At 65.7% G+C, this 22,424-nt stretch carries 20 protein-coding genes and 1 riboswitch; of the genes, 17 read left to right on the top strand and 3 right to left on the bottom strand.

The genetic code is table 11. The annotated features are described in order from the left end of the window. Window positions 1-732, top strand: coding sequence for a precorrin-2 C(20)-methyltransferase (locus BM374_RS11095; protein ID WP_092291776.1), 732 nt, complete (start codon window positions 1-3; stop codon window positions 730-732). After that, window positions 729-1,463 carry a precorrin-3B C(17)-methyltransferase gene (gene cobJ / locus BM374_RS11090; RefSeq protein WP_092291774.1) on the top strand — a complete coding sequence of 245 codons (735 nt, stop codon included), beginning with the start codon at window positions 729-731 and terminating at the stop codon, window positions 1,461-1,463. Before BM374_RS11095 ends, cobJ begins: the two co-directional genes overlap by 4 nt. Here cobJ and BM374_RS11085 read toward each other — a convergent pair. Beyond that, the gene (locus tag BM374_RS11085; protein WP_092291772.1) at window positions 1,439-2,185 is read right to left on the bottom strand and encodes a cobalt-precorrin-6A reductase; all 747 of its coding nucleotides are present in this window, start codon (window positions 2,183-2,185) and stop codon (window positions 1,439-1,441) included. The two genes, cobJ and BM374_RS11085, sit on opposite strands and share 25 nt — an antisense overlap. On the opposite strand from BM374_RS11085, the gene cbiE reads away from it, so the two are divergent. Genes cbiE through cobT form a run of 7 tightly spaced genes read left to right on the top strand, consistent with a single transcriptional unit; the run spans window position 2,184 to window position 8,356 of the window. Continuing rightward, window positions 2,184-3,365, top strand: a complete 1,182-nt coding sequence (gene cbiE, locus BM374_RS11080; protein ID WP_092291770.1) for a precorrin-6y C5,15-methyltransferase (decarboxylating) subunit CbiE — start codon at window positions 2,184-2,186, stop codon at window positions 3,363-3,365. The two genes, BM374_RS11085 and cbiE, sit on opposite strands and share 2 nt — an antisense overlap. Further along, window positions 3,362-3,730 carry a cobalamin biosynthesis protein gene (locus BM374_RS11075; RefSeq protein ID WP_177248217.1) on the top strand — a complete coding sequence of 123 codons (369 nt, stop codon included), beginning with the start codon at window positions 3,362-3,364 and terminating at the stop codon, window positions 3,728-3,730. The genes cbiE and BM374_RS11075 overlap by 4 nt, the downstream gene beginning before the upstream one ends. Beyond that, window positions 3,727-4,509 (top strand): precorrin-4 C(11)-methyltransferase, encoded by a 783-nt coding sequence (gene cobM / locus BM374_RS11070; RefSeq protein WP_092291766.1) that lies wholly within the window; start codon window positions 3,727-3,729, stop codon window positions 4,507-4,509. Before BM374_RS11075 ends, cobM begins: the two co-directional genes overlap by 4 nt. Further along, window positions 4,509-5,819 (top strand): cobyrinic acid a,c-diamide synthase CobB, encoded by a 1,311-nt coding sequence (locus tag BM374_RS11065; protein WP_092291764.1) that lies wholly within the window; start codon window positions 4,509-4,511, stop codon window positions 5,817-5,819. Before cobM ends, BM374_RS11065 begins: the two co-directional genes overlap by 1 nt. Further along, window positions 5,816-6,547, top strand: coding sequence for a uroporphyrinogen-III C-methyltransferase (gene cobA, locus BM374_RS11060; RefSeq protein WP_092291762.1), 732 nt, complete (start codon window positions 5,816-5,818; stop codon window positions 6,545-6,547). The genes BM374_RS11065 and cobA overlap by 4 nt, the downstream gene beginning before the upstream one ends. After that, window positions 6,544-7,293: a precorrin-6A synthase (deacetylating) gene (gene cobF / locus BM374_RS11055; protein WP_092291760.1), complete on the top strand. Its 750-nt coding sequence runs from the start codon at window positions 6,544-6,546 to the stop codon at window positions 7,291-7,293. Before cobA ends, cobF begins: the two co-directional genes overlap by 4 nt. A gap of 10 nt (window positions 7,294-7,303) precedes the next feature. Beyond that, window positions 7,304-8,356: a nicotinate-nucleotide--dimethylbenzimidazole phosphoribosyltransferase gene (gene cobT / locus BM374_RS11050; RefSeq protein ID WP_092291758.1), complete on the top strand. Its 1,053-nt coding sequence runs from the start codon at window positions 7,304-7,306 to the stop codon at window positions 8,354-8,356. On the opposite strand, the gene BM374_RS11045 is transcribed toward cobT, so the two are convergent. Beyond that, window positions 8,349-8,921, bottom strand: coding sequence for a histidine phosphatase family protein (locus tag BM374_RS11045; RefSeq protein WP_092291755.1), 573 nt, complete (start codon window positions 8,919-8,921; stop codon window positions 8,349-8,351). The genes cobT and BM374_RS11045 overlap by 8 nt on opposite strands. A 72-nt stretch (window positions 8,922-8,993) precedes the next feature. Continuing rightward, window positions 8,994-9,194: riboswitch (cobalamin riboswitch) on the top strand. Between the two features lie 113 nt (window positions 9,195-9,307). Between BM374_RS11045 and BM374_RS38535 the strand changes: the two genes are divergently transcribed. From BM374_RS38535 to BM374_RS11030, 3 genes are all read left to right on the top strand, one after another. Beyond that, window positions 9,308-11,659 (top strand): TonB-dependent receptor, encoded by a 2,352-nt coding sequence (locus BM374_RS38535; protein WP_177248216.1) that lies wholly within the window; start codon window positions 9,308-9,310, stop codon window positions 11,657-11,659. A gap of 10 nt (window positions 11,660-11,669) precedes the next feature. Beyond that, window positions 11,670-13,103: a PepSY domain-containing protein gene (locus BM374_RS11035; RefSeq protein WP_092291753.1), complete on the top strand. Its 1,434-nt coding sequence runs from the start codon at window positions 11,670-11,672 to the stop codon at window positions 13,101-13,103. Window positions 13,104-13,239: 136 nt separating this feature from the next. Next, window positions 13,240-14,673 carry an NAD-dependent succinate-semialdehyde dehydrogenase gene (locus tag BM374_RS11030; RefSeq protein ID WP_092291751.1) on the top strand — a complete coding sequence of 478 codons (1,434 nt, stop codon included), beginning with the start codon at window positions 13,240-13,242 and terminating at the stop codon, window positions 14,671-14,673. Window positions 14,674-14,727: 54 nt separating this feature from the next. On the opposite strand, the gene BM374_RS11025 is transcribed toward BM374_RS11030, so the two are convergent. After that, window positions 14,728-15,861, bottom strand: a complete 1,134-nt coding sequence (locus BM374_RS11025) for an MFS transporter (protein WP_092291748.1) — start codon at window positions 15,859-15,861, stop codon at window positions 14,728-14,730. Between the two features lie 388 nt (window positions 15,862-16,249). Here BM374_RS11025 and BM374_RS11020 point away from each other — a divergent pair, with 388 nt between their 5' ends. The 5 genes from BM374_RS11020 to BM374_RS11000 all read left to right on the top strand — a co-directional run bounded on the left by BM374_RS11020 (window position 16,250) and on the right by BM374_RS11000 (window position 22,423). Beyond that, window positions 16,250-17,182: an N-carbamoyl-D-amino-acid hydrolase gene (locus BM374_RS11020; protein ID WP_092291745.1), complete on the top strand. Its 933-nt coding sequence runs from the start codon at window positions 16,250-16,252 to the stop codon at window positions 17,180-17,182. A 60-nt stretch (window positions 17,183-17,242) separates the two neighbouring features. Then, window positions 17,243-18,712 (top strand): dihydropyrimidinase, encoded by a 1,470-nt coding sequence (hydA, locus tag BM374_RS11015; RefSeq protein ID WP_092291968.1) that lies wholly within the window; start codon window positions 17,243-17,245, stop codon window positions 18,710-18,712. Between the two features lie 230 nt (window positions 18,713-18,942). After that, entirely contained in the window at window positions 18,943-20,544 is a 1,602-nt protein-coding gene (locus tag BM374_RS11010; protein WP_092291743.1) for an ABC transporter substrate-binding protein, read from the top strand. Window positions 20,545-20,561: 17 nt separating this feature from the next. Beyond that, window positions 20,562-21,503: an ABC transporter permease gene (locus tag BM374_RS11005; RefSeq protein ID WP_092291741.1), complete on the top strand. Its 942-nt coding sequence runs from the start codon at window positions 20,562-20,564 to the stop codon at window positions 21,501-21,503. Further along, window positions 21,500-22,423, top strand: coding sequence for an ABC transporter permease (locus tag BM374_RS11000; protein WP_092291739.1), 924 nt, complete (start codon window positions 21,500-21,502; stop codon window positions 22,421-22,423). The genes BM374_RS11005 and BM374_RS11000 overlap by 4 nt, the downstream gene beginning before the upstream one ends. Window position 22,424 lies beyond the last annotated feature (1 nt).

The following is a 22,424-nucleotide window of genomic DNA, read 5'->3' as shown; positions in this document are numbered from 1 at the left end:
ATGGGACGCATTATCTGCTGCGGTCTCGGCCCCGGTGATCCCGATCTAATGAGCGTGCGCGCCGATCGAACCGTGCGAGGCGCCAAGCACGTTGCCTATTTCCGCAAGAAGGGCAGGCCCGGTCAGGCGCGGCGCATCGTCGAGGGCATGCTGGCCGCCGATGTCACCGAATATCCCATGGAATATCCGGTGACGACGGAGATCGCGTTTGACAGTGCCGACTACGTCCAGCTGCTGTCAGGCTTCTACGACGAATGGGCCGAGCGGCTGGCGCGGCTGTCGCGCGCCGTCGATGTCGTCGTGCTGTGCGAGGGCGATCCCTATTTCTACGGCTCCTTCATGCATCTGCACGCGCGCCTGCAGGGTCGCGTCGAGATCGAGGTGATCGCCGGCATTCCCGGCATGGTCGGCTGCTGGAACGGCGTCGGCCAGCCGATCGCGCTCGGCGACGACGTCACGACGGTGCTGATGGGCACGCTTCCCGAAGCCGAGCTCGAACGCCGCATGCGCGATTCCGATGCGCTCGTCGTCATGAAGACCGGCCGCAATCTCGCAAAAGTGCGCCGCGCGCTCGCATCCGCAGACCGGCTCGACGATGCCTGGCTGGTCGAGCGCGGCACCATGCCGGGCGAGCGCGTGGCGCGGCTCGCCGAGATCGATGCCGCCGATTGTCCCTATTTTGCGATCGTGCTGGTTCACGGCAAGGGCCGGCATCCGGGCGCTGCCGAATGACGGGCACGCTGACCATCGCGGGCCTCGGCCCGGGTAGCGAGGCGCTGGTGACGCCGGAGGTTTCCGTCGCGTTGGCCGCTGCGACCGATATCCTGGGCTATGCGCCTTATGTGGCACGCATCGCGCCGCGGCCGGAACTCACGCTGCATCCGTCCGACAATCGCGAGGAGTTGCAGCGCGCGCGTGAGGCGCTGCGCCTAGCCGCCGAAGGCGGGCAGGTTGTGGTCGTCTCTTCCGGCGATCCCGGCGTCTTCGCCATGGCGTCGGCCGTGTTCGAGGCGCTCGAACAGGCGCCGCATCTTCAGGACCTGCCGATCCGCGTGCTGCCTGGCATCACCGCGATGCTGGCCGCCGCCGCGCGCGCCGGTGCGCCGCTCGGCCATGACTTCTGCGCCATCAATCTCTCCGACAATCTCAAGCCGTGGGCGGTGATCGAGAAGCGCCTGCGGCTCGCGGCGGAAGCGGATTTTTCGATTGCGATGTACAATCCACGTTCGGCGAGCCGGCCGGAGGGATTTGGCCGCGCGCTTGCGGTATTGAAGGAAGCCGGCTGCGGCGAACGGCTCGTGATCTTCGCCCGTGCCGTCAGCGCTGCCGACGAGAAGATCGTCAGCGTGAGGCTGAACGAAGCGGCGCCCGAGATGGCCGACATGCGCACGCTGGTGATCGTCGGCAATTCGCAGACGCGCCGCGTCGGTCGTTGGGTTTACGCACCGAGGCAGGTCCGATGACCGAGCCACTGCATCACCTCAGTGACGCTCTCCACGCGCGGCCTTTCGGGCAGCTCTGGCCGGGAGATCATGATCACTGGCAGGCCGAGCAGGCGAGCAGCATCGATCTTGGCGCGCGCGCCGTCGCCGCCGGAATTGCGGGCCACGATCCAGGCGATCTTGCGCGCGCGCAGCATCTCCAGTTCGCCGTCGAGCGTGAACGGCCCGCGCGAAACGATGACATCGGCGGCGAAGGGCAGCGCCCCTTCAGGCGGATCGACGAACCGCAGCGTGTAGGCATGTTGCGGCCTGCTTGCGAACGGCGCGATGTGCTGGCGGCCAATGGCGAGGAACACGTTCGCGGGCGCTTCGGACAGCGCGGCGGCCGCTGCGTCGACATCAGCCGCGTCGATCCAGCTATCGCCGGGCGCCTTTGTCCAAGGCGCGCGCTCCAGCGCGATCAGCGGCGTGCCGGTTTGGGCGCAGGCCTCGATCGCGTTGCGGCTCATCTCGACCGCAAAAGGATGAGTCGCGTCGATCACATGCGTGATGCCGTCGCGCCTGATGGTATCGGCAAGCCCGCTCACGCCGCCGAAGCCGCCGCTACGCGTCGGCAGCGGTTGATCGGCAGGAGCGCGGGTACGGCCGCCATAGGAATAGACGGCATCGATGCCTGCGCGCGCGATCTCCACGGCGAGCACGTTCGCGTCGGCAATTCCGCCCAGAATGAGGGCGCGCATCATGTCTGATCCCTGGCTGACCATCATCGGTATCGGCGAAGATGGCCTTGCCGGGCTGTCGGACGCAAGCCGAAAGGCGCTCGCCAATGCGGAAACCGTCTTCGGCGGCGAGCGGCATCTCGCGCTTGCAGACGTCGGAAGCCGTGGCCGGGCGTGGCCCGTCCCGTTCGATGCTGAAATCGTGTTGAGCTGCCGCGGACGACCGACGGCGGTGCTCGCCTCCGGCGATCCGTTCTGGCACGGCGCCGGTGCAGGTCTTGCCGAGAAGCTGGGTGGCGGCGAGTGGATCGCGTATCCCGCGCCATCGGCCTTCTCACTCGCTGCGGGGCGGCTTGGCTGGCGGCTCGAAGCAACCACATGCCTTGGCCTCCATGCCGCACCATTCGAGCGTCTCGTCCCCCATCTGGCGCAAGATGCGCGCATCATTTGCCTGCTGCGCGACGGGAAGGCCGCCGGCGATCTCGCCAAATGGCTGACGCAGCGCGGATGGGGTGCCTCCCTCGTGTGGACTCTCGAGGCGCTTGGCGGGCCGCGCGAATATATTGATCAGCACCGCGCCGATCTGTTTGCTCAGGATATTGCCGGGAAGCTGGTTGCGGTGGCGGTGCAGGCGCGGGGAGGCCAGGGTATTCCCCGAAGCTCCGGATTGCCGGACGATCTCTTCGTTCATGACGGCCAGATCACCAAGCGGCCGGTGCGCGCGCTCGCGCTCTCGGCACTCGCGCCGCGTCCGGGCGAACGGTTGTGGGATATCGGTGCCGGTTCGGGCTCGATCTCGGTAGAGTGGGCGCTCTGCGGGGGAACTGCGATCGCGGTCGAGGCGCGCGAGGATCGCGCTGCGAACATCCACAGCAATGCGGCGGCGTTCGGGTCGGCGCACCGGATCATTGTCGTCACAGGACAAGCGCCGGAAGCGCTGGCGACGTTGGATTTGCCTGACGCGGTCTTCATCGGTGGCGGCCTCGATCGTGCGATGTTCGATGCGATCTGGTCGCGCCTGTCGCCGGGCGCGCGACTGGTCGCGCATTCCGTGACGCTGGAGACGGAAGGATTGCTCGCCGAATTGCATCGGCAGCACGGCGGCGATCTGCTTCGGGTGGAGATCGCGCATGCCGCCCCGCTCGGCCGTTACCGCTCGTGGGAGCCGGTGCGGCCGGTGGTGCAGTGGAGTGTGGTCCGATGAAGGTCGCCGGGCTCGGATTCAGAAAAGACGTGACGCTCGCCTCGTTGCGAGAGGCGCTTGCAGCTGCCGGCGGTCCGGAGGGCCTTGGGGCCGTTGCTACGGTCAGCGACAAGGCCGATGCGGAGGCGCTGCAGCAGCTCGCGCGCGAGTGCGGCGTGCCGATCAGGGCGGTATCGGCCGATGAACTCGCGCGGATCGACACGCCGACGCAGTCGGAGCTCGTCGTCGGAAAGTACTGCACCGGCTCCGTTGCCGAAGCGGCGGCGCTTGCAGCAGCCGGCGCTCGTGCGCGGATCATCGCGACGCGTGTGGTCTCGCAGGATCGCACCGCGACCGCGGCAATCGCCGAAGGAGATGGCCCATGACGGTGCATTTCATCGGCGCCGGGCCCGGCGCACCTGACTTGCTGACCTTGCGCGGGCGCGATTTGATCGCCGCTTGCCCGGTCTGTCTCTATGCGGGATCGTTGGTGCCCGAAGGCGTGTTGGCGCATTGTCCGCCGGGTGCGCGCATCGTCAACACCGCGCCGCTGTCGCTTGACGAAATCATCGCGGAGATTGCCGCCGCGCATGCCGAGGGCAAGGACGTCGCGCGGCTGCATTCCGGCGATGTCTCGGTCTGGTCGGCGATGGGCGAGCAGCTTCGCCGCCTGCGCGCGCTCGACATTCGCTTCACGGTGACGCCGGGCGTGCCATCCTTCTCCGCGGCAGCGGCCGCGCTTGAGGCCGAGCTGACATTGCCCGGCCTTGCGCAAACAGTTGTGCTGACGCGCACGCCGGGCCGCGCCAGCGCGATGCCAGAAGGCGAGAAGCTCGCGGCATTCGCCGCGACCGGCGCGGTGCTCGCCATCCATCTGTCGATCCATTTGCTCGACAAGGTCGTCGCCGAGCTCACGCCGCACTATGGCGCGGACTGCCCGGTTGCCATCGTCTGGCGCGCGAGCTGGCCAGACCAGCGCATCGTTCGCGCGACGCTCGGCACTCTCGATGCGGCTGTGGGCAGCGAAATGGAGCGCACCGCGCTGATCCTGGTCGGCAAATCGCTGGACGCTACGGATTTCGACGAGAGCCGACTCTATGCCGCCGACTACGATCGCCGCTACCGGCCTGTTGGTGCCGAGCCGCGTTTTCCGGAGGCATCGTGATGCCGGCAGGCCTCGTCATCTCCGCGCCGGCCTCGGGCGTCGGCAAGACCACGCTGACGCTGGCGCTCGCGCGCGCCTGGCGCAATCGCGGCTTGAACGTGCAGTGCTTCAAGAGCGGCCCCGACTATATCGATCCTGCCTTCCATGCCGCGGCCACGGGGCGCGCTTCGGTCAATGTCGACAGCTGGGCGATGGATCGCGCGACGATCGCGCATCTCATCAGCCGCGGTACGGATGCCGATATCGTGCTGGCCGAGGGCTCGATGGGCCTGTTCGATGGCGTCGCCGCGCGCGGTGTCTCCGGCACCGGTGCGACCGCCGACATTGCAGAGATGCTGGGCTGGCCGGTGGTTCTGGTGATCGATCCCTCCGGGCAGGCGCAGACGGCAGCGGCCATCGCCGCGGGCCTGCGTGATTATCGCGCCGGCGTACGCCTTGCCGGGGTCGTGCTCAACCGCGTCGCCAGCCCACGCCACGAAGACCTGGTGCGGCGTGCGCTCAATGACGCCGGCATTGCCGTGTTCGGCGCGCTGCCGCGCCATGCCGAGATCAGCCTGCCGAAGCGGCATCTCGGTCTGGTGCAGGCCGAGGAGCAGGCCGAGATCGGCAAGCTGATCGACGAGGCCGCGCGCTTTATCGCCGAGCATGTCGATCTCGACGCGGTGCTGCGGGCGGCCGCGACATGGTCGCCGCAAGCTGCGTCGAACGGCCTGAACGTGACGCCGCCCGGCCAGCGCATCGCGTTGGCCCGCGACGCTGCGTTTTCCTTCGTCTATCCTCATATGCTGGAAGCCTGGCGTGCGGCCGGCGCGGAGATCTCGACATTCTCGCCGCTGGCCGATGAGACGCCCGATGCAAGCGCCGATGTGTGCTGGCTGCCCGGCGGCTATCCGGAGCTTCATGCCGGCGGGATCGCCGCGAATGCGCGCTTCCGCAGCGGCCTGCGCGCCTTTGCCGAGAGGCGACCTGTGCACGGCGAATGCGGGGGGTATATGGTGCTGGGCACAGCTTTGATCGACGCCGACGGTATCAGGCACGAGATGACGGGCCTGCTTGGCCTCGAGACCAGCTTTGCCAGGCGTCGCATGCATCTGGGCTATCGTCTCGCCAGGTTGGCTGCGCCGATGCCGGGACACGCGACCGGCGCACGCCTGCGCGGGCATGAGTTTCACTATTCGACCATCGTCGCGCAGCCCGATACGCCGCTGGCGGTCGTGCACGATGCAACGGGCGCGGTCATCGCCGAGACCGGCTCGCGGCGCGGGCACGCCACCGGCACGTTCTTCCATCTGATCGCGGAGGACCGGTGAGCGGTTTTGTCTCCTTCGTCTCCGCCGGCCCCGGCGATCCCGAGCTTCTCACCCTCAAGGGCGCCGCGCGGCTGCGCGAGGCAGACGTCGTGCTGTATGACGATCTCGCCTCAGGTGCGATCCTCGATCTCGCCCGGCCCGGTGCCAATCTCGTCGCTGTCGGGAAACGGGCAGGGCGTCCCTCGACAAAGCAGCACCACGTCAACCGCCTCTTGGTCGACTACGCCACGACGGGCGCGCGGGTCGTGCGGCTGAAGTCGGGCGATGCCGGTATCTTTGGCCGGCTCGAGGAAGAGCTCGAGACGCTGCGCGAAGCCGGCATCGCCTACGAGATCATTCCCGGCGTCACCTCGGCCTGCGTCGCCGCCGCGCAGGCCGGCATCCCGCTGACGCGTCGCCACACCTCGCGCCGGGTGCAATTCGTCACCGGCGCCGATGTCACCGGCGAACTGCCGCCAAATCTAAACTGGACGGCGCTGGCCGATGCCGACGCGACGACGGTGGTCTATATGGGCCGGCGGACGTTTCCGGCGCTCGTCGCCAAACTGATCGAGCACGGTCTCTCACCGGGCACTCCGGCGCTGTTCGCGGAATCCCTCGGCCGTGCCGACGAGCGGCTGGTCCGCACGACGATTGCCGAGCTCGCCGAGCAGGTGGCGCGGGGCGGCGCTGCCTCCACGGCCGCCGTCATCATGTTCGGCGCGCTCGCGGAGGGCGGATCGTCATGATGACGCTTTCCCTGATCGGTATTGGTTGCGGCGATCCGGAGCAGCTGACGCGCGCCGCGGTTCAAGCGATCAATGCCGCTGATCTCGTGCTCATCCCGCGCAAAGGGACGGCAAAATCCGATCTCGCCGATCTCAGGCGGACCATCTGCGCCGATGTGCTGACGAGCAAAAACACGCGCATCGCCGAATTCGATCTTCCGGTGCGCGACGCGGGCGAAGCGGATTATCGCAAGGGCGTGGACGATTGGCACGATGCGGTGGCCGCGGCCTGGTCGCAGGCGATCGCTGACCATATCGGCGGAGAGGGCAAGGTCGCACTTCTGATCTGGGGCGATCCCTCGCTCTACGATTCCTCGCTACGCATCGCGCGGCGGCTCAATCCGCTGCCTGAGATCGAGGTCGTGCCCGGCATCACCTCGATCCAGGCGCTGTGCGCGGCCCATGCGCTGCCGCTCAATGACATCGGGGAGCCCTTCTTGGTCACGACGGGGCGGCGCCTGCGCGAAGGCGGCTGGCCAGAGGGCGTCGATACAGTCGTTGTGATGCTCGACGGCGGCACGGCGTTCCAGTCGCTCGATCCGGAAGGTCTTCACATCTGGTGGGGTGCCTATCTCGGCATGCCAGACCAAGCCATCATGTCAGGGACGCTAGCCGAGCTGGGGCCGCGCATCGTCGCCGCGCGGCAGGACGCACGCGAACGGCACGGCTGGATCATGGACAGTTACATTCTCAAGCGCAGGCCATAAGCGAGGCAGCATGTTCCCTGAATGGGTCACCCAGAAATGCCCGGAGACTTCCGCGGTTCATCACGAAGCAGCAATCGCGCGGCAGGCGCAACTGACAAAGCCGACCGGTGCGCTCGGCCGGCTCGAGCAGCTCGCGATCGAGCTTGCCGGCCTGCAGGCGACCGAACAACCGCGTGCGACACGCGTGCCGATCATCGTCTTCGCCGGCGATCACGGCATCGTCGCACAAGGCGTATCGGCGTATCCACAAGCGGTCACCATCGCGATGATGGCGAATTTTGCTGCCGGCGGTGCTGCGATCTCGGTGCTGGCGCGCCAGCTTGGTTCCACCCTTGAAGTCGTCGACGCTGGAACGCTGGCGCAGGAAGAGATGCCGGGCATTGTCGCGGACAAGCCGCGCCACGGCACGCGCGATTTCAGCATTGAGCCTGCGCTCACACCTGCGGAGCTGGCCTTCGCCTTCGAGGCCGGCCGGCGCGCCGTGACGCGGGCGGAGGCCAACCAGCCCGACCTCCTGATCTTTGGCGAGATGGGCATCGGAAACACCACGACGTCTGCGGCGATCGCGGCAAGCCTGCTCGGTATCAGCGCGGAAGAGATCGCGGGTCATGGCACCGGTGTCGATGCGGCCGGCCGCGCCCACAAGGCGCGTGTGGTGGACGCCGCGATTGGGCGTCACGGCTTGGCGGGTGCTTCACCCGAAAAGATCCTGTGCGCTGTTGGCGGCCTCGAGATCGCGGCCATCTCCGGCGCGATCATCGCGGCTGCGCAGGCGCGCATTCCCGTGCTGATCGACGGTTTCATCGTGTCGGTTGCCGCACTCGCCGCGGTGCGGGTGAACCCATCGTGCCGGCCGTTCTTGCTGCCGTCGCATCAATCGGCGGAGCAGGGGCATCGGCTGGTGCTGCGCGCGCTGAACGTGCAGCCGCTGATCAGCCTCGATCTCAGGCTCGGGGAGGGATCGGGGGCTGCGATCGCGCTGCCGCTGGTGCGGGCGGCCTGCGCCCTTCACAACGAGATGGCGACTTTTGCGCAGGCCAATGTGCCCGACAGACCTAGCTGACCTGCTGATTGACCGACACGACGCGCCAGCCAGTCGCGAGCCGGTCGATCCGGGTCAGCGACAGCGGATCAATGACGAAGCGCAAGGCTACCTGCGGCGTCAGATCGAGCGCGATGCAGAGTGCGGCACGAATGGTGCCGGAATGAACGACGAGCGTTGCTGAGCCCGCACCAATCCGCGCGAGGCCGAGCCTGACGCGCGCGATCTGGTCTTCAAAGCTCTCTCCATCGGGCGGCCGGCCGCGTGCCGGGTCGCTCCAGAATTGCGCATAGGTCTCGCCACCGACCGCGGCGAGCTCGTCATGCCGCCGACCCGTCCAGTCGCCAAAGTCCTGCTCGCCGAATTCGGGCACCAGCCCAGGTTCCAGCCCCAGCGCTCGTGCGGTCTCCACCGTGCGTCGCGACGGGCTGGCATAGCTCGCCGCATCCCGCGGCAAGCGCTGGCGCAGTGCCTCCAGCTGCGTGCGATCGGCAAGATCGGCCGGCGCATCAGCCGCGTGGATGGTGCCCGCGACGCCCTCGACGGGGGCATGCCGTATCAACCAAAGGAAGGTCTCGCCTTCCATGCAGATCTCCCAGGGAAGTTGCCCGCTGTGGCTTATCGCCGCGTCTGGCACATTGACTCCATCTTCGCCGTAATCCTAGATGGCGATGACGGTTTCCCCGAAAGGGGATGAAAAGGGAATGCGGTGCGGGGATGTTTCCCCAATGCCGTAGCTGCCCCCGCAACTGTGAGCGGTGAATCCTTCGTCACAAGCCACTGGGTCCTCGGTCCCGGGAAGGCGACGAAGTGGTCACGACCCGCGAGCCAGGAGACCTGCCGTCAGCCGTGGTCACACGCGAAGATGTCGGTCGGGGAGTACAGACATTCGGCTTCATCGGACGGCTGACAGCCTGATGATGGACCTCGGTTCGCGGTGACGTGCCACTGACGTCACACCGAGGTCTAACCGTGTTTTCCGCTCGTATTCTACGACCACGCCGCCTTCTGCTGGCGTCCGCCGCCCTCATATTGCTTCCAGTGTTCGACGTGCCGGCTGCGTTGGCGCAGCAGGCCCGCGAGGCGCTGCCGCCCGTGGAAGTGTCGGCGCCGCCATCGCGCAAGCAGGCAAAACCGGCCGGCCGGGACGCGGCGAGCGCACGAGGCGCAGCAGCGCGCAGGCCTGCCGCGATGGCGGCCGCGTCCAAGCCAGTCATGCCGAATGCTCAGACCCCTCTCAACAGCAACGCCGTCGCCGAGAGCGCCTCGCGCCTCGGCCTGACTGTGCGCGAGACACCGGCCACGGTCGAGGTGATCTCCGCCGAGACCATCCGCGAGCAGGGCTACCGCACGGTCTCCGACGTGGCGCAGGGCGCTGTCGGCGTCACCGCCGGCGATAATCCCGCCGAGCCGTCGGCGTTCTCGATCCGCGGCTTCACCAACAGCCAGATCAACACGCTCTACAACGGCATCAAGATCGGGCCGCAGAACATGACCTCGCGGATCATGGACACCGCCAATCTCGAGGCTGTGGAAATCCTCAAAGGCCCGGCCTCGCTGATCTCGGGCGAGGGTGCCGCCGGCGGCGCGATCAATTTTGTCACCAAGCAGCCGCACTCCGGGCTGGTTCGGAACGAAGCAGAGTTCTCGTATGACTTCCTGAATTCGTTCCGCGCCCATTACGGCTCGGGCGGCAGCACCAATGTCCAGGGGCTGGACTATCGCTTCGACGTCAGCCGTTCCTCGCTCAACGGCTTCGCCGACGACACCAACACCAAAACGCTCGACGTCTCCGGCCAGCTCAATTACCGCATCTCCGACAGCCTCGAGGTCTGGGGCGCCGTCGAATATCGCGAGGATCGCGGCAAGGCCTATTGGGGCGCGCCACTGGTGCCCGTCGCGTTCAGTGGCTCGCATGCGACAGCGGGCATCGTCTCCGGAAGTTACGTCTCGAACTTCAACGGGACCAGTCTCGGGCCGGTAACCATTGACGATCGCACCTTCAACACCAACTACAACGTCCTGGATAACAGCAACGTGGCGCAGGAACTCTGGCTGCGCGGCGGCTTCGAGCTCAAGCTGGCGCCCGACCTGACGCTGAAAAGCCAGGCTTATGCATATGGAGCCGAGCGCAGCTGGTTCAATAACGAGATCGAGGCGTTCAATACGGCCACGAACACGGTCGATCGCAGCCGCTTCTACGTCGCGCACAGCCAGCGCTTGGTCGGCAACATCACCGATCTGACGTGGGATGCCGACATCGCGGGCTTCGACAACAGGCTCGTTACGACGCTGTCGTCGAGCTATCTCGATTTTGTCCGGCCGGGCGCCGCCAATTTCCCCGGCGATTCCGTTGATCTCGTCAATCCCGACCGCGGCTTCTACGGCCTGCTCACGACCAGGCAGCAGACCGCGCGGATCGACAACGAGGCGCTGTCGTTCGAGGACCGGCTGAAGCTGACGCGGACGTTTGCGCTGATTGGCGGCCTGCGCATCGAGCATATCGGGCTCGACCGCAATTCGACCGACGTCAATGGCCTCGAGAAGGCGAACTTCCCCTTCACGAAAGACTGGGCGCCGGTCACGGGGCGGATCGGCTACACCTGGGAAGCCGTGCCCGGTTTGACATTCTTCAGCCAGTGCGCCACCGGCGCCGATGTCTCGGCCAACAACGTCTTCCTGCTGGCGCCGACCCAGAAGCTGGATCTGACCACGGCGCGCACTTATGAGACGGGCGTCAAGCACGTGCTATGGGACAACAGGGCGGAGTGGTCGTTTTCGGCTTACGATATCCTGCGCAAGAACGTCTATGCGGCGGCGGGTGGCCAGACCCTCAACGTGGCGGGGCGGCAGGAGTCCAGGGGCATCGAGCTTGCCGGCTCGATCCGACCGATCGAGCCGCTGCGGCTATGGGGCAACATCGCCTATGTCGATGCGCGCTATGCCGATTATGATTTCGTCGGCGGTTCCTTCTCGGGCAACACGCCGCCGAACGTGCCGCGTGTCGTCGCCAATGCCGGTGCATCCTGGCACTTCTTCACGCCCTGGCCGGTCGAGATCGGCATCACCGGCCGCCATGTCGGCGACCGCTACAACAGTGACGCCAACACCGTGACGATGAACGCCTACACCGTCGGTGATCTCTATGCCTTCGTCGACGTCCCCAAGACGGTCTTCAATGCGGTTGACCAGGCGCGCCTGACGTTCCGGGTGCGTAACTTCACCGACAAGCGCTACGCGATCTGGGGCGATCCGTTCTATCCCGACCAGATCCTCTTGGGCTCGCCGCGGACCTACGAGATCTCGGCCGCGTTCAAATGGTAGGGAGTGCTCCATGATGGGCGCGCTCGTCCTCCTGCACCGCTGGCTTGGAATCGCGTTCTGTCTCCTGTTCGCCATGTGGTTCGCGAGTGGAATCGTGATGCACTTCGTCCCGTTTCCGTCGTTGACGGAAGCGGAGCGCTTTGCCGGGCTCGCACCGGTGCAGCCCGGAGAGGCGATCATCGCGGTCGGCGACGCGATGGTCGCGAGCGGGATCCCCGACGCCACGCGCGCTCGCCTGATCCAGCGCAGCGACGGGCCGGTCTATGTCGTGTCGGGATCGTCGCGTATGCGGGCGGTCCATGCATCAGACGGGGCTGACGCATCGGTGCAATCGGCCGAAGTCGTGCTCGCCATTGCGCGGGCGCATGCCGATCGCCGCGGACTCGATGCCGTACGTGCCACGATCGTTGCGCGCGCCGATTACGATCAATGGGGCGTGCCGGATGGCTTTGATCGCCATCGGCCTCTTTTTCGTGTGGCGCTCGGCGATGCGGCTGGGACGGAAGTCTATGTTTCGTCGCGCACGGGCGAGGTGGTTCTGGATACGACGCGGTCGGAGCGGGGCTGGAATCTCGCCGGCAGCGTGCTGCACTGGATCTATCCGACGGTCCTAAGAAGCAACTGGGCGCTGTGGGATCGGGTGGTCTGGACGCTTTCGCTGCTGGCGCTGGTCGCAGCGGTGATGGGCGCGGTGCTCGGAATTGTGCGGATCAGACGGCGAGGAGGGCTGATCGGCTCGCCCTATCGCGGCTGGCATGCTCTGCATCACATCATCGGTCTCGGATCGACTGTCATCGTGCTGACCTGGATCTTCAGCGGCTGGCTCTCCATGGACCACGGCAGGTTGTTCTCGCGCGGGCAACTCACGGCGGCAGAAGCGGGCGTTACCAATGCCGTGCCGGACTGGCGCGGTGTCCCGCCGCTGAACGAGCAGTCGCTTTCGACCGGAGCCCGGGAAGTTGAATGGTTTGCTTTCAACGGGAGTGCCTACCGGCGCGACAGGACCGGTCTTGACAGCCAGACCTTGACTAGGGCGGGCGAACCGGCGCGAGATCGTCGGATGATGTTCCTGGACGCGCAGGACGTCATCAGCCTCACCACGCGCCTTGGGGGCCGCTGTGACGCAGCCTCCGTCCTCGCCGACAGCGATGAATATCCCGCTCGCTCCAGCGTCCCCGGGGCACCGGTGTATCGCTCGCGCTGCGATGACGTCTGGTTCGATATCGATGCCGCCGGCGGCAGCGTGCTGCAACGGCTGGATTCGTCGCGGCGAGCCTATCGCTGGGCCTACAGCGCGTTGCACACGCTCGATGTCCTGGTCCTGATGGCGCATCCGCGCCTGCGCGATGTCCTGATCGTTGGGTTCTGCGCGCTCGGGCTGGTGTTCTCCGTCACCGGCATCGTGATCGGCTGGCGGCGCCTGCAATCGAAATTTGCAACCTGAGCCTCGGGAAGGTCAGCGATGCGCCCCTGGGGCGGCTTTGATCTCTTTCCGCCGGCCGCCTTTCAGTGTAGCTCTGCACCCACCTAAGCGGCGGCCGAAAGTCGGGCCGCCGAAATCATGTAAGGAGGCAATCAGGATGTATCCGAAAGTTCAGATGTTCATCGCCGGCGAGTGGACCGACGGCACCTCCGGCAAGTCGGAGGACATCCTCAATCCAGCAACCGGCCAGCCGATCGGCAAGACCCCGCACGCCTCGAAGGCGGACCTCGACCGGGCGCTGGAGGCTGCCAGGGCCGGCTTCGAGGTCTGGCGCAAGACCTCGCCGTTCGACCGCTATAAGCTGATGCGGAAAGCGGCCGACATTGTCCGCTCGCGCGCCGCCGAGATCGCGCCTGTCATGACGATGGAGCAGGGCAAGCCGGTCGTGGAAGCCCAGGGCGAGACCATGCTGGCCGGCGACCTCATCGACTGGTTTTCGGAGGAGGCCCGCCGCGCCTATGGCCGCATCGTGCCGCCGCGGATGGGCAACGTGTCCCAGCTCGTGACCAAGGAGCCGGTGGGCCCGGTTGCCGCATTCACGCCCTGGAATTTCCCGATCAACCAGGCGGTGCGCAAGATCTCGGCCGCGCTCGCCGCCGGCTGCTCGATTATCGTGAAGGGGCCGGAAGAAACGCCCGCCAGCTGCATGGAGCTGGTGCGCGCCTACGCCGACGCGGGCATTCCGCCCGGCGTCGTCCAGCTGGTGTTCGGCGTGCCGTCGGAGGTGTCGGAATATCTCATTCCGCATCCGATCATCCGCAAGATCAGCTTTACGGGTTCGACGGCGGTCGGCAAGCATCTGGCTGCGCTCGCCGGCCTGCATATGAAGCGCGTCACCATGGAGCTCGGCGGCCATGCGCCGGCGATCGTGTTCGCGGACGCCGACCTCGATAACGCCGCGAAGATTCTCTCGGCCAACAAGTTCCGCAATGCCGGCCAGGTCTGCGTCTCGCCGACGCGGTTCCTGGTGCACGAGAGCGTCTACCAGCCATTCGTCGACAAGTTCGTTGCGGCCGCCAAGAGCCTCAAGGTCGGCAATGGACTGGACAAGGACACCCGCATGGGCCCGCTGGCCAACCCGCGCCGTGTCGACGCGATGGAAGGTCTTGTCTCCGACGCGGTCCAGCGCGGCGCCAAGATCCAGGCCGGCGGCAAGCGTATCGGCAACGAGGGCTTCTTCTTCGAGCCGACCGTCATCACCGACGTGCCGCGCGAGGCCCGCATCATGAACGAGGAGCCGTTCGGCCCGCTGGCGCCGATCACGTCCTTCCGCAGCTATGACGAGGTCGTGGCCGAGGCCAATCGTCTGCCTTATGGCCTTGCGGCTTATGCCTACACCACGTCGACCAAGACGATGCAGGCGATCGGCGCCGACATCGAGAGCGGCATGGTGTCGATCAACCACCACGGTCTCGCACTGCCGGAGGTGCCGTTCGGCGGTATCAAGGATTCCGGCTACGGCTCCGAAGGCGGCCTCGAGGCGATCGAAGGCTATCTCAACACCAAGTTCGTGACCCAGGCGAGCGCGTAAAAACCGCATCATGTCCATTGGAGGGCGCGTCACGGCACGCCGTGGCGCGCCTTGCTATTTTCTCGTTACGGCACGCGCGGACAGCGTGACGATGCACATCATCGCGGCGAGCACCCAGAATGCCGTTGGCAGCCCGACAGCGTGAGCGACGAAGCCGATGCCGGCAGGGCCAACCAGAACACCGGCGTAGCCGGCGGTGGTGATCGAGGCCACTGCGAGCCCCGTCGGCATCGCGGTCTGCGTGGCGGCGCCACGGAACAGCACCGGGACGAGGTTCGAGGCGCCAAGGCCGATGAGCAGGAAACCGGCGATGGCAATTGGAGCGTTCGGTGCGAGCAACAGCACTGCAAGGCCGGTGACGGCGAGCAGGCTTCCCCCGACCAGCGTTGCGCGATCGCCGACACGCGCCACCACGGCGTCGCCCCCGAGCCGGCCGGCGGTCATCGCGATCGAGAATACGATGTAGCCGAGCCCGCCGCGCGCCTCGCTGACGAGGCCCTTGCCGATGACGAGCAGCGCGCCCCAGTCGAGCATGGCGCCTTCGATCAGGAAGGTGATGGCCGCCAGCAGCGCCAACAGCAGCACGATGCCATGCGGCAACACGAACAGCGGTCCCTCCTGCACTTGCGCCCTGCGCAGCAGGCGCGGCCAGGTCAGCGCCATCGCGAGCAGCATCAGGACGGAGCAGATCAGAGTGCTCGCGAGCGGTCCGAGATGAAACGACAGCAGCGCCGTCATGACCGCGGATCCGGCGAACCCGCCGATACTGAAGAGCGCATGAAAGCCCGACATCAGCGGCTGTCCTGCCGCGCGTTCGACCTCGACGGCGTGGATGTTCATGGCGACGTCGATGGAGCCGAGCGCAGCGCCGAATGCCAGAAGCGTCAGCGCCAATGTCACGGGCGTGCCGGCGATGACGAGCAGGGGCAAGATCAGTGCGAGACCGATTCCGCCCGCGATGATGATCGGCTTGGTGCCGTGCCGTGCGCTCAAGATGCCGGTGGCGAGCATCGCGACGACCGAACCGATGCCGAGGCTGAGCAGCAGCAAGCCGAGGACCGCATCATCGATCGCGAGCCGCTCCTTCGCGAACGGCACCAGCGGCGCCCAGCAGGCGATGCCGAACCCGGCGATCAGGAACGAGAGGCGCGTGGCCAGCCGTGTCGCCGGCCGGTCGGCTGAGGTCATCGATGAAACTCCGGAAGGGAAATGAAGCGCGCCATCGCGGGCTGGAAGTTAGACCATCAACGAGAAGCGAACGCCAGAGTTCCAGCGCAGCCGTGAGTTGACGAATTGTATCGTGATGATGTCGTTCGATTCGCTTTGCATGTCCTTCGATCCGGCGCGCACTGTTCGCGCTGCCAAGGGAGTCCCAGCAGACCATTTTGCCTAGCTCGACGATCCCGCATGGCCGTTCGGCTTTTTGCGGGATGCCGAGTGGCTCTGTGCGGCATGAAAGCTGCTTAGGTGGAAAACCGGCGAGGCTGCGTTATGCTGCGCGCGCCGACATCCCGGAAGCTACGATTTCCCAGCCTCGCCGAGACATTTGCCACTTGCAAGAATCAGGAGCCCGCTAATGCGCATCGTCAACGTTGCTGCCGCCCAGATGGGGCCGATCCAGAAGGCCGACAGCCGCGAGGCGGTGGTCAAGCGCATGATCGCGCTCATGGACGAGGCGAAAGCAAAGGGCGCCGACCTGATCGTCTATCCGGAGCTGGCGCTGACGACGTTCTTCCCACGCTGGTATGTGGAGGATCGCGCCGAGTTCGACATCTGGTTCGAACGCGAGATGCCGAGCGCCGCGACCAGGCCGTTGTTCGAGCGTGCGGCACGGCACAGAATCGCGATGAATTTCGGCTATGCCGAGCTGACGCCTGACGGCCACCATTTCAACACCGCTGTTCTGACCGACAGGTCCGGGAAGATCGTCGGCAAATACCGCAAGGTCCATCTGCCGGGCCATGCGGACTACGACAGCAAGCGCTCGCACCAGCATCTGGAGAAACGCTATTTCGAGCCGGGTGATCTCGGCTTCAACGTCTGGCGTGAGCTCGGCGGCATCATCGGCATGGCCATCTGCAACGACCGCCGCTGGCCGGAGACCTATCGCGTCATGGGCTTGCAAGGCGTCGAGATGGTGCTGATCGGCTACAACACGCCGTCAGTGAATGCGGAGCGAAGCGAGGAGGGCATCGAGAAGCGCATGTTTCACAACCGTCTCTCGGTGCAGGCCGGCGCATATCAGAATGCGACCTGGGTCGTGGCCGTCGCCAAGGCTGGCGTCGAGGATGGCCATCGGCTGTTCGGCGGCAGCCTGATCGTCGATCCCAACGGCGAGATCGTGGCTGAAGCCAGGACAGAGGACGACGAGCTGCTGGTCCATGCTTGCGACCTCGACGCCACCAGCTTCGGCAAGTCCACGATCTTCAACTTCGCTGCGCATCGCCGCATCGAGCATTATGGCCTGATCACCAGCCGCACCGGCGCGGTGCCGCCGCCGGAGAAGTGATGCCGATGATCCTTCTGCAACTTGGCGATCATCTCGCTCGAGCCAGTCACGGAGTGCCTCATGACTGAACCTCACTACGACCTGATCATCCGCGGCGGACGCGTCGCGACCACGACCGACGTGTTCGAGGCCGATGTCGCGATCTCCGGCGAGACCATCGCAGCCATAGGTCACGGGCTTCCGCCGGGCAGGCGCGAGATCGATGCACGTGGCAAGCTGGTGCTGCCCGGCGGCGTCGATAGCCACGCGCATATCGAGCAGCTGTCGGCAGCCGGCATCATGAATGCCGATACGTTCGAGAGCGCGACCGTCTCCGCAGCTTTCGGCGGCACGACAACGGTGATTCCGTTCGCGGCCCAGCATGTCGGGATGAAGTTGCCGCAGGTGGTGGAGGACTATCACGCGCTCGCAAGGAAAGGCGCCGTGATCGATTACGCCTTTCACATGATCATCGCAGACGCGACGAAGGAGACGATCGAGGAGCACATTCCAGCGCTTGTCAAGCAGGGGCACGCCTCGATCAAGATCTTCATGACTTACGACCGGCTCAAGGTCGATGACGAGCCGCTGCTCGACATCCTTCTGGCCGCGCGCCAGTCCGGCGCGATGTTGTGCGCCCATGCTGAAAATCACGGCATCATCGCCTGGATGGTGAAGCGGCTGCTCGCGCGCGGCTACACGACGCCGAAATACCACGCCGTCAGCCACGCCCGTGTGTCGGAAGCGGAAGCTTTCACCCGGCTGATCGGAATGGCCGCACTGATCGACCAGCCGATCATGATCTTCCACGTCTCGACGGCCGAAGGCACCAAGGTGATCCGTGACGCGCGCGGGCAGGGTCTGAAGGTCTTCGCCGAAACCTGTCCGCAATATCTGTTCCTCACGGCTGATGATCTCGACAAGCCCGGCGTCGAGGGCGCCAAGTGGATGTGCAGCCCGCCGCCGCGCACGCATGCCGACCAGGAGGCGCTGTGGCAGGCGCTATCGCTCGGCGATCTCCAGACCATCTCGTCGGATCACGCGCCCTATCGCTATGACGAGACCGGCAAGCTGCGCGCCGGGCCGAACCCGAATTTCAAGCAGATCGCGAACGGCCTGCCGGGACTGGAGCTGCGGCTGCCGCTGCTGTTCGATGCGATGGTGTCGAAGGGACGGCTGGGGCTCGAAAAGTTCGTCGAGCTGACCGCGACGGCGCCGGCGCAAATCTACAATCTGCATCCGCACAAGGGCTCGATCGCGATCGGCGCAGATGCCGACATCGCGATCTGGGATCCCAATCGCGAGACCACGATCGCGGACGAGATGATGCACGATCTCGCGGGCTACACGCCGTTCGCAGGCCGCAAGCTGAAGGGCTGGCCGGTGTCGGTGCTGTCGCGCGGCCGGTTGATCGTCGACGGAGACAAATGTCTCGCCAGCGCCGGAAGCGGAAAATTCCTGGCGCGCAGCGGCGGCGAGGCGGCGAAGCCGACCGGCCGGCTCGTGGCCGACATGGATCCCGAGCGGAATTTTGGGGCAAGATTGCTGTGATCGCGCGCGATGATGAACAGCGCCCGGGAAGCTCCTCGACCGGACCAACTCCTCACAACGTCTCCAGCGGAGGAGCCTGGCCAATGCTGCCGTGCCGATCAGTCAAAAGTCGATGAGAACCCGCTGGCGAAGGCCCGGTTACTGGCATACCATTTGCACGCTAACGGGCTAGGTTTCACCTGCCCTTGGCCAATGAACGGCCGGCATCACGGCATTACTGGGAGGATTTCATGGATCGCAGGACCGTATTGAAGGGACTGGCCGGCGCGGGCGGCCTGGCATTGACCGGCCTATCGGCCCCGGCGATTGCCCAGGGCGCAGCGGCGCGCACCCTGCGTTTCGTGCCGCAGGCCAATCTCGCCAATTTCGATCCGATCTGGGGCACCCAATATGTCGTGCGCAACGCGGCGGCGCTGGTCTGGGATACGCTTTACGGCGTCGATGCAAAGCTTCAGCCGCAGCGCCAGATGGTCGAATCCGAGGAGACCTCGGACGACGGCAAGATCTGGACGTTCAAGCTGCGGTCGGGACTTAAATTCCACGATGGCGAGCCGGTGCTGAGCAAGGATGTCGTCGCAAGCCTTTCGCGCTGGGCCGCGCGCGATCCGATGGGCCTGATGATCCTTGCAATCCAGCAGGAGTTGAGCGCTGTCGACGACCGCACCTTCAAATGGGTGTTGAAGCAGCCTTTCCCGAAAATGCTCTACGCGCTGGCGAAGAACAATTCGCCCTGCGCCTTCATCATGCCCGAACGCATCGCCAAGACCGATCCGTTCAAGCAGATCTCCGACTATGTCGGCTCCGGGCCGATGAAATTCGTCAAGAGCGAATGGGTGCCCGGCGCCAAATCGGTGTTCGAGAAATTTGCCGATTACGTGCCGCGACAGGAGAAGGCTTCGTGGCTTGCCGGCGGCAAGCAGATCCTGATCGATCGCGTCGAGTGGCTGGTGATGCCGGATCCGGCAACCGCTGCCGCAGCCTTGCAGAACGGGGAGGTCGATTGGTGGGAGAACCCGATCGCCGATCTCGTGCCTGTGCTGAAGAACAACAAGAACATCAGCGTCGATATCGGCGATCCCCTCGGCAATGTCGGCTCGTTCCGCATGAACCATCTGTTCGCCCCGTTCAACGACGTGCGGGCGCGGCGCGCGGTGCTGATGGCGCTGAGCCAGGAAGACTATATGCGCGCGATCGTCGGCGATGACGACGCGCTCTGGAAACCGCTGCCCGGCTTCTTCACGCCCGACACGCCGCTCTACAGCGAAATGGGCGGCGAGATTCTCAAGGGCAAGCGCGATCTGGATGCGGCCAAGAAGCTGCTCGCCGAGAGCGGCTATTCCGGCCAGCCGGTGACCTGCCTCGTGGCGCAGGATCAGCCCATTACCAAGGCGCAGGGCGACGTCACGGCGGATCTGCTCAAGAAGCTCGGGATGAATGTCGATTTCGTCGCCACCGATTGGGGCACGGTCGGCTCGCGTCGCGCACAGAAAACGCCGCCGGGACAGGGCGGCTGGAACATGTTCCACACCTGGCATGCGGGCGCGGACTGCATCAATCCCGCGCCCTATACCGCCATTCGCGCCAATGGCGACAAGGCCTGGTTTGGCTGGCCCAACAGTCCCAATACCGAGAAGGAGGTCACGGCCTGGTTCGACGCCAAGAACCTCGACGAGGAGAAGGCTGCGGTCGGCCGGCTCAACAAGGCGGCGCTCGATGACGTCGTCTACGCGCCGACCGGCTTCTTCCTGACCTACACCGCCTGGCGCAAGAACGTCTCGGGCATCACCAAGGGACCGCTGCCGTTCTTCTGGGGCGTATCGAAGACCGCATGATCTCGCGCTGAGGCCAGATGCTCTCCTATATCCTCCGGCGCATCGTCGCCACCTTGCCGGTGATGGCGATTGTTGCATTGTTCGTGTTCAGCCTGCTCTATATCGCGCCGGGTGATCCCGCCGTGGTGATCGCGGGCGACCAGGCGAGCCCGGAGGATGTGGAGCGCATTCGCCAGAGTCTCGGCCTCGACCGTCCATTCCTGATCCAGTTCGGCAGCTGGGTCTGGCGCATCCTCCACGGCGATCTCGGCACCTCGATCTTCACCAACCTGCCGGTCTCGACGATGATCGGGCAGCGCCTCGGGCCGACGCTGTCGCTGATGATGGTCACGCTGCTGCTGACGATCGTGGTCGCGGTGCCGCTTGGCGTCGTGGCGGCGTGGAAGGCCGGCAGCTTGATCGATCGGGCCATCATGGGCTTCGCCGTGTTCGGCTTCTCGCTGCCGGTCTTCGTCGTCGGCTACATGCTCGCTTATATCTTCGCACTCGAGCTCGAATGGCTTCCGGTGCAGGGCTATACGCCGCTGAGCCAGGGCGTCTGGCCCTGGCTGGAGAATTTGATCCTGCCGGCGATCGCGCTTGGCTGCGTCTATATCGCGCTGGTCGCGCGCATCACCCGCGCGGCCATGCTCGAAGTGCTGCAGCAGGATTATATCCGCACTGCGCGCGCCAAGGGCTTGGGGCAGGGCGGCATCCTGTTCGTTCATGCGCTGAAGAACGCAGCTGTGCCGATCGTGACGGTGATCGGGATCGGCATTGCGCTTCTGATCGGCGGCGCTGTCGTGACGGAGAGCGTGTTCGCGATCCCTGGTCTCGGCCGTCTTACGATCGATGCGATCCTGCGCCGCGACTATCCCGTCATCCAGGGCATCGTGCTGCTGTTCAGCTTCGTCTACGTCCTCGTCAATCTGATGATCGACGTCACCTATACGCTCGTTGACCCGAGGATCCGCTATTGACCGACACGATTGTCAATCCGCAGGCGCTCCCGGCCGGCCTGGTGCTCGCGCCGCAGCTGCCGGACATCCTCCGGCCCGTCACAATCCGGCGCGGCTTCATCGGCTTCCTGCGCGGCCATCCCACCGTTGCGATCGGCGGCGCGCTGTTGCTGGCGCTGGTCTTGATCGCGATCTTTGCGCCGTATCTCTGGACGGTCGATCCGACCGCGCTGGCGCCTGCCAAGCGCACAAGGGCACCATCAGCGGCGTTCTGGTTCGGCACCGACGTGCTGGGCCGCGACATCTACTCCCGCGTGCTGTTCGGCGCGCGGGTCTCGCTTACCGTCGGGCTCTCGGTTGCCATCCTCGCATCCGCCGCGGGTCTCGCCATCGGTATGGTCTCTGGATTCGTCCGCTGGGCCGACGGCATCTTGATGCGGTTCATGGATGGATTGATGTCGATCCCGCCGATCCTGCTGGCGATCGCGCTGATGGCGCTGACGCGCGGCAGCGTCGGCAATGTCATCCTTGCCATCACCGTCGCCGAAATCCCGCGCGTGTCGCGCCTCGTCCGCAGCGTGGTGCTGTCGCTGCGCGAGCAGCCCTATGTGGATGCGGCGGTCGCCTGCGGCACGCGCACGCCGATGATCATCCTGCGCCACATCCTGCCCAACACGGTCGCGCCGATGCTGGTGCAGGCGACTTACATTTGCGCCAGCGCCATGATCACCGAGGCGATCCTGTCCTTCATCGGTGCGGGCACGCCGCCGACCATTCCGTCCTGGGGTAATATCATGGCCGAGGGCCGCGCGCTGTGGCAGGTCAAGCCCTACATCGTGTTCTTCCCGGCGGCGTTCCTCTCCATCACCGTGCTCGCCGTGAACCTGCTCGGCGATGGCCTTCGCGATGCGCTCGATCCGCGCATGGCCAAGCGCCTGTGAC

It is taken from the genome of Bradyrhizobium sp. Ghvi (assembly GCF_900115265.1).
In the GTDB taxonomy this organism is placed as follows: domain Bacteria; phylum Pseudomonadota; class Alphaproteobacteria; order Rhizobiales; family Xanthobacteraceae; genus Bradyrhizobium.
This window is presented reverse-complemented; position numbering and strand designations above follow the sequence as displayed.

What these genes read in the sequence shown, in the direction of transcription:
- BM374_RS11075 (WP_177248217.1), top strand. Translation starts at nt 3,362, where the DNA reads ATGAAGGTCGCCGGGCTCGGATTCAGAAAAGACGTGACGCTCGCCTCG.
- BM374_RS11010 (WP_092291743.1), top strand. Translation starts at nt 18,943, where the DNA reads ATGGATCGCAGGACCGTATTGAAGGGACTGGCCGGCGCGGGCGGCCTG.
- BM374_RS11020 (WP_092291745.1), top strand. Translation starts at nt 16,250, where the DNA reads ATGCGCATCGTCAACGTTGCTGCCGCCCAGATGGGGCCGATCCAGAAG.
- BM374_RS11005 (WP_092291741.1), top strand. Translation starts at nt 20,562, where the DNA reads ATGCTCTCCTATATCCTCCGGCGCATCGTCGCCACCTTGCCGGTGATG.
- BM374_RS11045 (WP_092291755.1), bottom strand. Translation starts at nt 8,921, where the DNA reads ATGGAAGGCGAGACCTTCCTTTGGTTGATACGGCATGCCCCCGTCGAG.
- cobT (WP_092291758.1), top strand. Translation starts at nt 7,304, where the DNA reads ATGTTCCCTGAATGGGTCACCCAGAAATGCCCGGAGACTTCCGCGGTT.
- BM374_RS11030 (WP_092291751.1), top strand. Translation starts at nt 13,240, where the DNA reads ATGTATCCGAAAGTTCAGATGTTCATCGCCGGCGAGTGGACCGACGGC.
- cobJ (WP_092291774.1), top strand. Translation starts at nt 729, where the DNA reads ATGACGGGCACGCTGACCATCGCGGGCCTCGGCCCGGGTAGCGAGGCG.
- cbiE (WP_092291770.1), top strand. Translation starts at nt 2,184, where the DNA reads ATGTCTGATCCCTGGCTGACCATCATCGGTATCGGCGAAGATGGCCTT.
- hydA (WP_092291968.1), top strand. Translation starts at nt 17,243, where the DNA reads ATGACTGAACCTCACTACGACCTGATCATCCGCGGCGGACGCGTCGCG.
- cobM (WP_092291766.1), top strand. Translation starts at nt 3,727, where the DNA reads ATGACGGTGCATTTCATCGGCGCCGGGCCCGGCGCACCTGACTTGCTG.
- BM374_RS11025 (WP_092291748.1), bottom strand. Translation starts at nt 15,861, where the DNA reads ATGACCTCAGCCGACCGGCCGGCGACACGGCTGGCCACGCGCCTCTCG.
- BM374_RS11085 (WP_092291772.1), bottom strand. Translation starts at nt 2,185, where the DNA reads ATGATGCGCGCCCTCATTCTGGGCGGAATTGCCGACGCGAACGTGCTC.
- BM374_RS11065 (WP_092291764.1), top strand. Translation starts at nt 4,509, where the DNA reads ATGCCGGCAGGCCTCGTCATCTCCGCGCCGGCCTCGGGCGTCGGCAAG.
- BM374_RS11095 (WP_092291776.1), top strand. Translation starts at nt 1, where the DNA reads ATGGGACGCATTATCTGCTGCGGTCTCGGCCCCGGTGATCCCGATCTA.
- cobF (WP_092291760.1), top strand. Translation starts at nt 6,544, where the DNA reads ATGATGACGCTTTCCCTGATCGGTATTGGTTGCGGCGATCCGGAGCAG.
- BM374_RS11035 (WP_092291753.1), top strand. Translation starts at nt 11,670, where the DNA reads ATGATGGGCGCGCTCGTCCTCCTGCACCGCTGGCTTGGAATCGCGTTC.